The following is a 12,582-nucleotide window of genomic DNA, read 5'->3' as shown; positions in this document are numbered from 1 at the left end:
CAAGGCAACGCAGCCATGGGCGTTTGGTCAGGCGCGGCGGCGCTGGTGACGCGCAAAGAACTCCAGCATCATCTTGCTGGCGTCCGGACCAGCCTTGGCGTGAAACGCCAGGCTGGCGTCGCCGCCGCTCCACGCATGCTCCAGGTGCTCGATCTTCGCCACTCTCAGCATCAGCTTGCCATCCACATGAAAGTCACGCAATTGACAGCCGCGCGCCGGATTGCGGCTGCCCGGCGCACCGGGCGGCATGATCTCGACGCTCACCTCGGTTTCCTTCGGCATGCGGTTCAGCAATATGCTCTGACGCATTAATTGAGTCTGGTTAATCGGGCGCACCACCTTGTCGCTATCGCCCTGGATCAGGATGGTCGGCATGCCGGGAAAACCCGGCCGTGCGGCCAGTACTTCATCGATCGCGCGATCGACCCGCGAACTGGCGCCATGCTGCATCACGCCCAGCGCGCCTATCATATTGTGGCCGCCGCCAAACATCGGCCCGGAATGCAAGCCCAGCGCCGCGATCAGCTCGGGATGGCGCAGCGCAATGATATTGGCCATGCCGGCACCGGCTGAAATACCGGCCAGGTAAATACGCGTGGGGTCGATCGCATAACGCGCCGCCACTTGCTCGATCAGGCCGACAATCAGGCGCGCGTCGCCGCCGCCCTCCTGCGTCATTTTTTCATACCACTTCCAGCAACGCCGCGCATGCGAGCGCAACGATTGCTGCGGGTACAGCACCGCATAGCCCTTTTGTTCGGCCAGCCGGTTCATCCGAGTGCCTTGCGCAAACTGCGTCGCGCTCTGTTCGCAGCCATGCAGCATCACGATCAGCGGCAAGCCCCTTTGCTGCACGGCTGCCGATGGCGGTCTATGCGGCAAATACAGCCAGTAACTGATGCGCCGCGCCGCCAGCCCCCCCAGTTCGGGCGCCGCCGCATGATACGACGCCAGCCACTTGCCGGGCAGCACGTCGGACGATGCCGCCTTGCTGCGCGGACGCTTGTTCAGCGTCACCCTGGTCTTGAAGGGTGACGGCGGAGCGGCCGGTTTCGACCGGCGTTCAGGTTTGCCGCGCGGCTTGGCGACAGGTTTGACAACGAGCGGCGCCAACAAGCTTTTCACCAGTTTTTTGGCGCTGCGCTGTTGCATTTTTCCGGCACGCACCAAGGTGCGTATCCATTTTGTCGACGAACTGACCATAACGCCTCCTCTGTTATTCATAGAGTAACGCAAAAATCTTTACTGTTCGGTACGCCAACGCGCCAAGCGGCGTCGTGGACACTATTGAGGAGTATCAAGTGCGTCACCGGGCGAATGCTTAATCTGGCTTATCAGCACCCGATTCATCTGATCGCCACGGCAAAAAATGCTGGAGCGCAAAATCACCCCACAGGAGAACAATATGAGCTATCTCGACCGCGACACCCTGGGCATGTACAAACGCAGCGGCAGCGAAGGCCCCGGCCCATCGCTGATGGGCGCCGATACGCTGATCGGCGACGACGTCTACAACCATAATGAAGAAGACCTCGGCGACATCAAGGAAATCATGCTCGACATGCGCACCGGCCAGGTGGCTTATGCGGTGCTGTCGTTCGGCGGCATCCTCGGCATGGGCGAAAAACTGTTTGCCGTGCCATGGGAACGCCTGAACCTGGACACCGTCAACAAACGCTTCATCCTCGACGTCGAAAAAGACCGCCTGAAAAACGCACCCGGCTTCGACAAGGACCACTGGCCCGACATGGCCAGCGACGACTGGAGCAGTGAAATCAGTAATTTCTACGGCACCAATTCGCTGTCGGGTTTTGGCGGCATGACCGGCACCCGTTCGCCATCGGCCGCCGACTTGCGTTCGGGCGCCAGCATGCAATCGGGCAGCGGTTCCGGTTCGATGTCCGGTGGCTCGCAGTCGGGCGGCAGTGTGCAATCGGACACGGGCAGGCGCTCGAAACTCGATAATCAAGACGATATCAACAAACGCTCCTGACCTGGTTCAAGGTCACCGCCGGCATACGCTGCCCAAGCAGCAGCGTATGCCAAGGGCAAGTTTAACGCTGCATCGATTCCCACACTTTTTGCAGCCGCTTGGCCGATACCGGCATGGGCGTGCGCAATTCCTGGGCGTACAAGGACACACGCAACTCTTCCAGCATCCAGCGGAATTCGACCAGTTTCGGATCGGTATTCTTGCCGGCCTGGCGGTCCTTGGCGAAACGCAGATACGGCGCGGCCGCTTGCTGCCATTCGGCCATCAGCTTGGCATCGCGCGCAGGATCGGCGCGCAGTTTTTCCAGCCGCACATTGATCGCTTTCAGGTAGCGCGGGAAATGCGACAACTGCGTGTAATCGTTGTCCGATAAAAAGCGTTTATTGACCAAGCCTTGCAACTGGCTTTGCATGTCCGCCGCCGCTTGCGGCTGCACGTTTTGCAAACGTTTCGGCAGTCCGTGGAATTCGGTCAGCACTTGCGACAGCAAACGGGCGATCTCATTGACCAGCAGCACCAGCCGCGACTTGCCTTCATCCTTGCGCTTGGTGAACGACGCGGCATCGATCGGCAATGGATCTTGCAGACAGGCGATATCGAGCGCCTTGTTGATGATTTGCTCGCGCAACTCCTCCTGCGAACCCAGCGCCATGAATTGCATGCCCATCTGCTGCAAGCCGGGGATGCTTTTTTCGATGTACTTGATTTGCTCTTTCAATTGCAGCGCGAACAAACGCCGCAAGCCGACCCGGTGCGTGCGCGCCGCCACGGTCGGATCGTCGAATACTTCCAGGTCGCAATGGCTGCCCTTGTCGACCAGCGCCGGGAAACCGATCAAGGTCAACTTGCCTTGCACGATTTCCAGCAATTCCGGCAATTCGCCAAAGGTCCAGCCGGTCAAGCCCATGTGCTGCGCCACGCTGTTGGCCGGCACCGTATTGCCGGCTTTCGGCGCATTGCCGCTGGCGACCTTGGCCGCCAGGACGACATCGGCCTTCAAGGGCGTGCCCGCTTGCGGTTTCGACACTTCGGCCAGCTTCTGGAAACTCTGGCGCGCCTGGCCGCCGAATTCGGCTTGCAGCGTGGCCAGGTTGCGGCCCATTTCCAACTGGCGGCCATGTTCGTCGATCACTTTGAAATTCATGAAGTGATGCGCCGGCAAGGTTTCCGGCTTGAAATCGGTGGTCAGCACGCTGATCGTGATTTGGGCGCGGATATCGGCAATGACAGCGTCGATCAAGTCGCCGCGGCCAAACACGCCCGCCGCATGCACCCGCTCGCAAAACTTGGCCGCGTAATCGGGCAGCGGCACGCAATGGCGGCGCAGCTTTTGCGGCAGCGATTTCAGCAGCAAATGGACTTTTTCCTTCAGCATGCCCGGCACCAGCCATTCGCAGCGTTCGCGCGGCAACTGGTTCAGCGCATACAGCGGCACCGCCAGCGTCACGCCGTCGCGCAGGCTGCCCGGCTCGAAATGATAGGTCAGTTGCATTTCGAGCCCGGTCACCGCCATTATTTTCGGGAACAGGTCGGTGGTCACGCCGGCCGCTTCATGGCGCATCAATTCATCGCGGTTCAGGAACAGCAGCTTCGCTTGCGCAGCAGTCGCATCCTTGTGCCACTTTTCAAAACCGGCGCCATTGCAGACGGTCGCCGGCAGCAATTTATCGTAAAACGCGGCGATCAATTCGTCGTCGACCAGCACGTCCAGGCGGCGCGACTTGTGCTCCAGGTTTTCGATTTCCTTGATCAGCTTGTGATTATGGGCAAAGAATGGCGCCCGCGTATCGAAGTCGCCGCCGACCAGCGCATCGCGGATAAAGATGTCGCGCGCTTCGGAGGGATTGAAATTGCCATAGTTGATGCGGCGCTGGCTGTACACCACCAGCCCGTACAGCGTGGCGCGTTCGGAAGCGCTCACTTGCGCGCTACGTTTTTCCCAGCGCGGCTCGCCCCAGGATTTCTTGAGCAAGTGACCGCCCACTTTTTCCAGCCACTCGGGCTGGATTTGCGCCACGCAGCGCGCATACAGCCGCGTCGTATCGACCAGTTCGGCCGCCATGATCCACTTGCCGGGCTTCTTCAACAGCGAAGAACCGGGCCAGACATTGAACTTGATGCCGCGCGCACCGAGGAAACCGGCGCCCGGCTCATCTTCGCCCTTGAAGCCGATATTGCCCAGCAAACCGGTCAACAACGCCATGTGCAAGTTTTCATAGGTCGCCGGCGCGTCGTTCAAGCGCCAGCCCTGTTCCTTGACGATGGTCAGCAATTGCGAATGCACATCGCGCCACTCGCGCAGGCGCAATTGCGACAGGAAATTGCTCCGGCAATTGTCTTGCAACTGGCGATTGGTTTTCTTGTGTTCGATCGCCGATTCGAACCATGTCCAGATCTTGATGTAGCTGAGGAATTCCGATTTTTCATCGGCAAATTTCTTGTGCGCTTCATCGGCGGCTTGCTGGTGTTCCAGCGGCCGGTCGCGCGGATCCTGCACCGACAGCGCCGCCGCGACGATCAACACTTCGGTCAGGCAGACATTGTCCAGCGCGGCCAAAATCATGCGCCCGACGCGCGGGTCGAGCGGCAATTTGGCCAGCTTGTTACCCAGCGGCGTCAGGCGGTTGACATCGTCGACCGCGCCCAATTCGTGCAACAACTGGTAACCGTCAGCAATCGCGCGCGCCAGCGGCGGTTCGATGAACGGGAAGGTTTCAACATCGGTCAAGTGCAGCGACTTCATGCGCAAGATGACCGACGCCAGCGACGAACGCAAGATTTCCGGCTCGGTGAATTTCGGCCGCAGCAGGTAATCCTGCTCTTCGTACAGGCGGATACAGACACCGTCGGCAACCCGGCCGCAACGCCCGGCGCGCTGGTTGGCCGCCGATTGCGCGATCGGCTCGATCTGCAATTGCTCGACCTTGTTGCGGTAGCTATACCGTTTGACGCGCGCCAGGCCGGCATCGACGACATAACGGATGCCCGGCACCGTCAGCGAGGTTTCCGCCACGTTGGTGGCCAGCACGATGCGGCGCGCATTGCTGACCTTGAATACCCGTTCCTGCTCTTCGGCCGACAGGCGGGCGAACAGCGGCAAGATCTCGACATGCGGCGGATGATGTTTGCGCAACGCTTCGGCGCAATCGCGGATTTCGCGTTCGCCCGGCAAGAACACCAGTACATCGCCGGAACCGATGCGGCACAATTCCTCGACGCCATCGACCACCGCATCCATCAAGTCGCGTTTTTCGCGCGCGGCGTCGCGCGCATTCGGCGCTTTCTGCGGCGCCTTGGCAGTGTCGGCGCCCGGCATGGCCACGGCTTCGCGCTCGACCGGACGGTAGCGCACTTCCACCTGGTACAAACGGCCCGACACTTCGATCACCGGCGCCGGCTTTTCCGGCGTGCCGAAATGGCGCGCAAAACGGTCGGCGTCGATGGTGGCCGAGGTGATGATGATTTTCAAGTCCGGCCGGCGCGGCAACAGCTGTTTCAGGTAACCGAGCAGGAAATCGATGTTCAGACTGCGTTCGTGGGCCTCATCGATGATGATGGTGTCGTAATTTTTCAACAGCGGATCGGTTTGCGTTTCCGCCAGCAAGATACCGTCCGTCATCAGCTTGACCGCCGCGCCACGGTTCAGCGTATCGGCGAAGCGCACCTTGAAGCCGACGGTTTCGCCCAGCGGCGTGCCCATTTCCTGCGCGATGCGCTTGGCGGTCGACGACGCGGCGATCCGGCGCGGCTGGGTATGGCCGATCAAGCCTTTCTGGCCACGGCCCAGCTCCAGGCAAATTTTCGGCAACTGGGTGGTCTTGCCGGAACCGGTCTCGCCGCAAACGATGATGACCTGGTTCGCTTGCAAGGCCTCGGCGATTTCGGCGCGCCGGCCCGAGACCGGCAAATCTTCCGGATAAGTAATCGGCGGCAGCGGATTGCGGAACGGCGCGTCGGCTTCCCTGGCAACCTTCGGCTCGCGCGGCGCACGCTGTCCGGGCCGGCGCGGCGGCTGCCCTTGCGCTGGTCCCTGAACTGAGCCCGGCCTTTGCCCCTGCTGTTGACGCGGCTGCTGGCGTGGCTGCTGGCGTGGCTGCACCTCGCCTTGCGGCCGGGGTGCTGTGGTTTTTGCCACAGCAGGCGTGGCCGATGCGGCCGGCCGGGCCGCTTCGGCGGGCGATTGGGGGGGCTGGACAGGAGAAGAAGGCTTATTACTTGCTTGGGACATTGTTTTTTACAGGTATTTAGTACGCACATCGCGCAGCGAATTATAATGCGCTTAATGGAAAACCCTACCCAATTCGTCCAATGGCTGCGCTCAGTCGCGCCCTACATCCACGCTTTTCGTGGCAAGACCTTCGTGGTCGCCTTCCCAGGTGAACTCGTTACCGCTGGCGCGTTGCCGGTGCTGGCGCAGGACTTGTCCCTGCTGCACGCGCTCGGCATCAAAGTCGTGATCGTGCACGGCTCGCGACCGCAAGTGGCGGAACAACTGGCATTGCGCAACGTCGAAGGCCGTTTTACCAATGGCATACGGGTCACCGATATCGCGGCGCTGGAATGCGCCAAGGAAGCGGCTGGTGAATTGCGCCTCGATATCGAGGCCGCGTTCAGCCAGGGCTTGCCGAACACGCCGATGGCGCACGCGGCGATTCGTATTATTTCAGGCAACTTCGTCACCGCCCGACCGCTCGGCGTGATCGACGGCGTCGACCTGGAATTGACCGGCATGGTGCGCAAGATCGCCGCCGAAACCATCCACTCGATCCTGGCCGCCGACGCGCTGGTATTGTTGTCGCCGCTGGGTTTTTCGCCGACCGGCGAAGCGTTCAACCTGACCATGGAAGACGTCGCCGTCTCGACCGCGATCGCGCTGCATGCCGATAAACTGATTTTCATCAGCGAAACGCCAATGATGAGCGATGTCACCGGCGTCGAAATCCGCGAACTGTCGTCGCACCAGGCAGAAGCCGTGCTGATGGCGAGTTTCTTGCCGCAAGACACAGCGTTCTACTTGCAGCACGCTATCAAGGCTTGCCATAACGGCGTGCCACGGGCGCACATCGTGCCGTTCGCCACCGATGGTTCCGCGCTGCTGGAATTGTTTACCCATGATGGCGTCGGCACCATGATCAGCCATGAAAACCTGGAAAGCTTGCGCCAGGCCACCATCGAAGACGTCGGCGGCATCATCAAACTGATCGAACCGCTGGAAGCCGACGGCACGCTGGTCAAGCGCGGCCGCGAATTGATCGAACGCGAAATCGATTATTTCTCGGTCATCGAGCATGACGGCGTCATTTTCGGCTGCGCCGCCTTGTACCCGTTCCCGGCGCAAAAGATGGCGGAAATGGCGTGCCTGACCGTCAACCCCGACGTGCAAGCCCAGGGCGATGGCGAACGTATCTTGAAACACATGGAAAACCGCGCCCGCGCCGCCGGCTTGAACAAATTGTTCGTGCTGACCACGCGCACCTCGCACTGGTTCAAGAAACGCGGCTTCATCACCGCCACCGTCGACGACTTGCCGAAGGACCGCCAGCATATGTACAACTGGCAGCGCAAATCGCAAGTGCTGATCAAGATGCTGTAGCGTTTTTACTCTTCCGCCATCAAAAAGCCTGGCAAACGCAGCGCTGCGTTTGCCAGGCTTTTTTTCAGGCCAGTCTTTTAGTTAATATTGAGTGCAGGGAAAGACTTGACCAGGTCGTCGAGCGCCTTCAACTGGGTCAGGAACGGCTCCAGCTTATCGAGCGGCAAGGCGCTAGGGCCATCGCAACGGGCGTTGTCCGGATCGGGATGCGACTCCAGGAACAAGCCGGCCAAGCCGACCGCCAGGCCGGCACGGGCCAGGTCGGCCACTTGCTGGCGGCGTCCGCCCGATGCCGCGCCGCCCGGATCACGTTGTTGCAAAGCATGCGTGACGTCGAAAATGATCGGCAAGTTGTCGCAAGTCTTTTTCATCACGCCAAAACCCAGCATATCGACCACCAGGTTGTCGTAACCGAGGCAAGTGCCGCGGTCGCACAAGATCAGTTGATCGTTGCCCGCTTCCTTGAATTTTTCGACGATATTGGCCATCTGGCCCGGGCTGAGGAATTGCGGTTTCTTGATATTGATGACTTTACCGGTCTTGGCCAGCGCCACCACCAGGTCGGTCTGGCGCGCCAAAAAGGCGGGCAATTGCAGCACATCCACCACTTCGGCGACTTGCGCCGCTTGCCAAGGTTCATGCACGTCGGTAATCAACGGCACGCCAAACGCCGCCTTGACATCCTGGAAAATGCGCATGCCTTCTTCCAGTCCCGGTCCGCGATAGGAATGAATCGACGAGCGGTTCGCCTTGTCGAAGCTGGCCTTGAACACATAGGGGATGCCCAGTTTTTGGGTGACGCGCACATATTCCTCGCAGCTGCGCAGCGCGAGATCGCGCGATTCCAGCACGTTGATACCGCCAAACAACACGAAGCTGCCGTCATTGCTGACATTGATATCGTTGACTTTGACCATAGTCGATTCCATTTCGGTTAGTGATACTGATAACTTTTATAAACGGCGCCGCCAGCCCGGGCGCTACGCCGTTTTCACGATAAGGCATCTTACTCGCCGGGGCAGCACTTATCAAATTTGATCAGGCGCACCGATTACGGAGATCGGCGCGGGTCCGCCGGGGATGTCGGGAAAAGTACCTTATAATCACGTTTTACACATAGACCGCTTTAGGAGTACAGATGGCCCGCACTATCCATTGCATCAAACTGAACAAGGAAGCCGAAGGACTGGATTTCCCACCGTACCCTGGCGAATTGGGCAAGAAGATCTACGAATCGGTATCGAAAGAAGCGTGGGCTGCCTGGCTCAAGCATCAAACCATGCTGGTCAACGAAAACCGCTTGAACCTGGCCGACGCGCGCGCCCGCAAATACCTGGCCACCCAAATGGAAAAACATTTCTTTGGCGATGGCGCCGACGCCGCCATGGGTTACGTGCCGCCGACCGAATAAACGTACCGTCAAGACCGTTGCAACATCATCGCCCGTGGCCGCCGCGCCACGGGTTTGCTTTTCCGCTGCACCTCCGGCGTTTCACGTCACGCCAGCCCCGTTTTCCCGCCGCCTTGTGCCGTTTGGTCGCAGATGCATGGCGCCTGGCCGTCCGCACGCGCATAGTCCAGCCATCCTATCGACTCATGCAAAGGCAGCGCCATCATGATCCGGCAAATCATCCAGCATACTCCGCTTTACGTCTGGGCCATCCTGGCCTTGCTGGTTTATCGCGGCCTGGCCGCCAGCAAACAACGCCAGATCAGCGTCAAAAAGCTGCACATCATGCCTGTCGTGATGTTGCTGCTATCGCTGCAAGGCGTGCACGGCAGCTTTGGCCTGGATGGCCTGGCGCCCTTGGCCTGGATGGCTGGCGCAGCGGCCGGCGCCACATTGGCGTGGCGTCTGATCGATCCGGCGAACATCAGCGCGGATCCGCGGCAAGGCGTGATCACGCAGCCGGGCAGCTGGGTGCCGCTGATGTTGATGATGGCAATCTTTTGCATGAAATACATCGTCGCCGTGATGCTGGCCATCAACCCGGCACACCAGCATCAACTGGTCTTCGTGATCCCGGTATGCGCGCTGTACGGCCTGTGCAGCGGCATCTTCCTCGGCAGCCTGTTACGCAGCCTGGCCGTCTACCACCGCTTGTGAGTGGATTTAGAATGTCAGCGTGCGCACGCCTTCGGGCGTGCCCAGCAGGCAGACATCGGCGCCGCGGCTGGCGAAGATGCCGACCGCGATGACGCCGACGATCTGGTTGATGTGCCGTTCCAGCGCGACCGGATCGGTAATCGTCAAGCCCGGCACGTCGATGATGACGCCGCCATTGTCGGTGATGAACGCGTCATCGCTGCCGGCCTTCAGGCGCAAGCGCGGCTGGCCGCCCAGTTGCGCCAGTGCGCGCGATACCGACGCGCGCGCCATCGGCAATACTTCCACCGGCAAAGGAAACTTGCCCAGCGTGTCGACCAGCTTGGAGCCGTCGGCGATGCAGACAAATTGCTGCGATACCGAAGCGACAATCTTTTCACGCGTCAATGCTGCGCCGCCACCCTTGATCATCGCGCCGCTGGCCGTGATTTCATCGGCGCCATCGATATACACGGCGATCGATTCGACCTCGTTCAAGTCGAACACGGCGATGCCGTGGCCTTTCAGGCGCGCGGCGGTCGCTTCGGACGACGCGACCGTCCCTTTGATGCGATCCTTGATCTTGGCTAATTCATCAATGAAAAAGTTTGCCGTAGAACCAGTGCCTACGCCTATAATTTCCCCATCGACAACATATTCGATGGCGGCGCGGGCAACTGCTTGTTTCAATTCGTCTTGGGTCATGGTCTGAGTGTGAGTAAAAAGTGAAGGGATAGCGCTATTTTAGCGGATCACTAAGCGGACCCAGCGCCTGATCGACGACAACGGCGCCGAAAATCCGTCAAAACGGCCGGCCGGCGAGCGCGCCGCACACCTGCTATTGCTGGGTATGCCGGGTAAAATGTGCGAAAATGACGTTATCGACAGTTGACGCTTCAGGAATGCCAAATGGATCACAGTAAACAAGTACTCGTTGTCGATGACAGCCGTGTCTCGCGCCTGATGGCGCATCAATTTATTCTCAGCAAACACCCTGACTGGCAAGTCGTGGAAGCGGCCACCGGCGAAGAAGCGCTGGAAAAAGCCAAGACCATGGCACCGGTTTTGATTTTGCTCGACGTAAACATGCCTGGCATGGGCGGTGTCGCCGCGGCTGAACAATTGCGCCAGTTGTGTCCGGCCGCCCATATTGTGCTGGTCACCGCGAATGTGCAGAACGCCACCCGCAACCGGGCCGCCGACCTGGGCGTCGGTTTCATGGAAAAACCGATCACCGAACACCGCATCCATCAATTGATCGCCGCGCTGGAGCTGTAAGCATGGTCAATCTCACCGAACTCGAAAATGACGCCCTGGTAGAGATTTTCAACATCGGGGTTGGCCACGCGGCGGCGGCGATGAGTGAAATCGTGAACGAGGAAGTCACGATGTCGGTGCCGTCGATCAGCTTCCTGAGCCGCGCCGACGCCGCTTCCTTGCTGGGCGGTAAAAAAGACGGCGACCGGATTTGCGGCGTCAGCCAGCATTACGAAGGCGCGTTCGATACCCAGGCCATCTTGATGTTTCCTGAAGATAAGAGCCTGGAAATCGTGCGCCTGATGGTCGGCGACGCGATGCCGCTGCAAGAGCTGACCGAGATGGAACAGGAGGCGATGAGCGAAATCGGCAACATCATCCTCAATTCCTGCGTCGGCACGCTGGCCAATATTTTCGACAGCGAATTGCATGGTTCCTTGCCGCTGTACCACGTCGGCACCAGCACTGAAATCATGTCGGCCTTTGGAGCAGAAGCCGAGGCGGTGGTGTTGATGCTGCATATCGATTTCATCCTTGAAGCCCACCAGATCCACGGCTACGTCGCTTTCTTGCTCAACGTTTCCGCCTTGCATGACTTAAAAGAACAGGTCAACCGCTATCTGGCCAAGGTGATGGGACATTCGTGAACACCGCCGCGTTCTCCCCCGCGCCCACGCTGGCGCCCGACCTGAATCGCCTGAGCCTGCTTGAAAGCGTGCTCGGCGCCGTCAACCTGGGCGCCATCGTGCTCGATGAACAGCGCCGCGTGGTCTTGTGGAATCACTGGATGGCGCGCCATTCGGGCTGGCCGGCCGAACGGGTGCTGGGCAAGGCTTTCCTCGACCTGTTCCCGGAACTGGGCCAGAAACGCATCGTGTCGGCCGTCACCCAGGCGCTGCGCGACAATTTCCAGTCGCTGCTGTCGCAAACCCTGCACAAGGCGCCGTTCCCGCTGTTTTGCAATCCGGCCGCCCGGCAATCCGGCGAACGCATGCAGCAGGCGATCGCCGTCACGCCGATCGATATCGCCGGCTGCGCGCGGCATTGCCTGATCCAGATTAATGATGTCAGCATCGCCGTCGGCCGCGAAAAGCTGTTGCGCGAACAAACCATCGTATTGCGCTCGCAAACCTTCTCCGACGGCTTGACCGGCATCGCCAACCGGCGCCATTTCGACGTCGCGATCGACAAGGAAATGCGCCGCGCCAAGCGTTCCGGCACGCCGCTGTCGATGCTGATGATCGATATCGACCACTTCAAGGCGTACAACGACCATTACGGCCACCAGCAAGGCGACGGCTGCCTGATACGGGTGGCGGAAGAATTGGCGGCGATGCTGAACCGGCCCAGCGATTTGCTGGCGCGCTACGGCGGCGAAGAGTTTGCCGCGATCTTGCCCGACACCAGCGCCGAGCAGGCGCTGGAACTGGCCGAAGCGATCCGCGTGCGCGCGCGCGAACTGGCGATCCAGAATGGACAGGAAGATGGCGTGGACCGCTACATCACGGTCAGCATCGGCATCGCCACCCAGGATGCCGACTCGCCGCTGGAAATACCGGCCCTGATCGGCGCCGCCGACCGCGCCTTGTACCTGGCCAAGCGCTCAGGCCGCAACCGGGTGATGGCGCAAAGCGCACCGCAAGGTTCTTAGAG

The 12,582-nt window shown here is 60.1% G+C and carries 11 protein-coding genes; 7 read left to right on the top strand and 4 right to left on the bottom strand.

Annotation, left to right across the window (positions count from 1 at the left end):
• Nucleotides 1–27 precede the first annotated feature (27 nt).
• Nucleotides 28–1,203 carry an extracellular catalytic domain type 1 short-chain-length polyhydroxyalkanoate depolymerase gene (locus GJA_RS06115; protein ID WP_038489940.1) on the bottom strand — a complete coding sequence of 392 codons (1,176 nt, stop codon included), beginning with the start codon at nucleotides 1,201–1,203 and terminating at the stop codon, nucleotides 28–30.
• Nucleotides 1,204–1,405: 202 nt separating this feature from the next.
• Between GJA_RS06115 and GJA_RS06110 the strand changes: the two genes are divergently transcribed.
• A complete protein-coding gene (locus GJA_RS06110; protein WP_038489938.1) occupies nucleotides 1,406–1,993 on the top strand; it encodes a PRC-barrel domain-containing protein in 588 nt (195 codons plus the stop codon).
• 61 nt (nucleotides 1,994–2,054) lie between these two features.
• On the opposite strand, the gene hrpA is transcribed toward GJA_RS06110, so the two are convergent.
• On the bottom strand, nucleotides 2,055–6,221 hold the full coding sequence (hrpA, locus tag GJA_RS06105; RefSeq protein ID WP_038489936.1) for an ATP-dependent RNA helicase HrpA: 4,167 nt from the start codon (nucleotides 6,219–6,221) through the stop codon (nucleotides 2,055–2,057).
• Nucleotides 6,222–6,275: 54 nt separating this feature from the next.
• Here hrpA and argA point away from each other — a divergent pair, with 54 nt between their 5' ends.
• The gene (gene argA / locus GJA_RS06100) at nucleotides 6,276–7,586 is read left to right on the top strand and encodes an amino-acid N-acetyltransferase (RefSeq protein WP_038489933.1); all 1,311 of its coding nucleotides are present in this window, start codon (nucleotides 6,276–6,278) and stop codon (nucleotides 7,584–7,586) included.
• Between the two features lie 77 nt (nucleotides 7,587–7,663).
• Here argA and kdsA read toward each other — a convergent pair whose 3' ends face one another.
• Nucleotides 7,664–8,503: a 3-deoxy-8-phosphooctulonate synthase gene (gene kdsA, locus GJA_RS06095; RefSeq protein ID WP_038489930.1), complete on the bottom strand. Its 840-nt coding sequence runs from the start codon at nucleotides 8,501–8,503 to the stop codon at nucleotides 7,664–7,666.
• Nucleotides 8,504–8,724: 221 nt separating this feature from the next.
• On the opposite strand from kdsA, the gene GJA_RS06090 reads away from it, so the two are divergent.
• Nucleotides 8,725–8,997 carry an oxidative damage protection protein gene (locus GJA_RS06090; protein WP_034750797.1) on the top strand — a complete coding sequence of 91 codons (273 nt, stop codon included), beginning with the start codon at nucleotides 8,725–8,727 and terminating at the stop codon, nucleotides 8,995–8,997.
• Nucleotides 8,998–9,201: 204 nt separating this feature from the next.
• The gene (locus GJA_RS06085) at nucleotides 9,202–9,693 is read left to right on the top strand and encodes a DUF6622 family protein (RefSeq protein WP_038489925.1); all 492 of its coding nucleotides are present in this window, start codon (nucleotides 9,202–9,204) and stop codon (nucleotides 9,691–9,693) included.
• Nucleotides 9,694–9,699: 6 nt separating this feature from the next.
• On the opposite strand, the gene rpiA is transcribed toward GJA_RS06085, so the two are convergent.
• On the bottom strand, nucleotides 9,700–10,377 hold the full coding sequence (gene rpiA / locus GJA_RS06080; RefSeq protein WP_038489922.1) for a ribose-5-phosphate isomerase RpiA: 678 nt from the start codon (nucleotides 10,375–10,377) through the stop codon (nucleotides 9,700–9,702).
• 204 nt (nucleotides 10,378–10,581) lie between these two features.
• Between rpiA and GJA_RS06075 the strand changes: the two genes are divergently transcribed.
• Genes GJA_RS06075 through GJA_RS06065 form a run of 3 tightly spaced genes read left to right on the top strand, consistent with a single transcriptional unit; the run spans nucleotide 10,582 to nucleotide 12,580 of the window.
• On the top strand, nucleotides 10,582–10,950 hold the full coding sequence (locus GJA_RS06075) for a response regulator (RefSeq protein WP_038489919.1): 369 nt from the start codon (nucleotides 10,582–10,584) through the stop codon (nucleotides 10,948–10,950).
• A gap of 2 nt (nucleotides 10,951–10,952) precedes the next feature.
• The gene (locus GJA_RS06070) at nucleotides 10,953–11,576 is read left to right on the top strand and encodes a chemotaxis protein CheC (RefSeq protein ID WP_038489916.1); all 624 of its coding nucleotides are present in this window, start codon (nucleotides 10,953–10,955) and stop codon (nucleotides 11,574–11,576) included.
• Nucleotides 11,573–12,580, top strand: a complete 1,008-nt coding sequence (locus tag GJA_RS06065) for a diguanylate cyclase (protein WP_242404457.1) — start codon at nucleotides 11,573–11,575, stop codon at nucleotides 12,578–12,580. The genes GJA_RS06070 and GJA_RS06065 overlap by 4 nt, the downstream gene beginning before the upstream one ends.
• Nucleotides 12,581–12,582: the final 2 nt, after the last annotated feature.

It is taken from the genome of Janthinobacterium agaricidamnosum NBRC 102515 = DSM 9628, from assembly GCF_000723165.1.
GTDB lineage: Bacteria > Pseudomonadota > Gammaproteobacteria > Burkholderiales > Burkholderiaceae_D > Janthinobacterium > Janthinobacterium agaricidamnosum.
The sequence above is the reverse complement of the archived record's forward strand: the minus strand, read 5'-3'. Positions and strand labels throughout refer to the sequence as shown.

Coding starts and splice junctions, on each gene's coding strand:
- GJA_RS06070 (WP_038489916.1), top strand. CDS start 10,953: ATGGTCAATCTCACCGAACTCGAAAATGACGCCCTGGTAGAGATTTTC.
- argA (WP_038489933.1), top strand. CDS start 6,276: ATGGAAAACCCTACCCAATTCGTCCAATGGCTGCGCTCAGTCGCGCCC.
- rpiA (WP_038489922.1), bottom strand. CDS start 10,377: ATGACCCAAGACGAATTGAAACAAGCAGTTGCCCGCGCCGCCATCGAA.
- GJA_RS06115 (WP_038489940.1), bottom strand. CDS start 1,203: ATGGTCAGTTCGTCGACAAAATGGATACGCACCTTGGTGCGTGCCGGA.
- GJA_RS06085 (WP_038489925.1), top strand. CDS start 9,202: ATGATCCGGCAAATCATCCAGCATACTCCGCTTTACGTCTGGGCCATC.
- GJA_RS06075 (WP_038489919.1), top strand. CDS start 10,582: ATGGATCACAGTAAACAAGTACTCGTTGTCGATGACAGCCGTGTCTCG.
- GJA_RS06110 (WP_038489938.1), top strand. CDS start 1,406: ATGAGCTATCTCGACCGCGACACCCTGGGCATGTACAAACGCAGCGGC.
- kdsA (WP_038489930.1), bottom strand. CDS start 8,503: ATGGTCAAAGTCAACGATATCAATGTCAGCAATGACGGCAGCTTCGTG.
- GJA_RS06090 (WP_034750797.1), top strand. CDS start 8,725: ATGGCCCGCACTATCCATTGCATCAAACTGAACAAGGAAGCCGAAGGA.
- hrpA (WP_038489936.1), bottom strand. CDS start 6,221: ATGTCCCAAGCAAGTAATAAGCCTTCTTCTCCTGTCCAGCCCCCCCAA.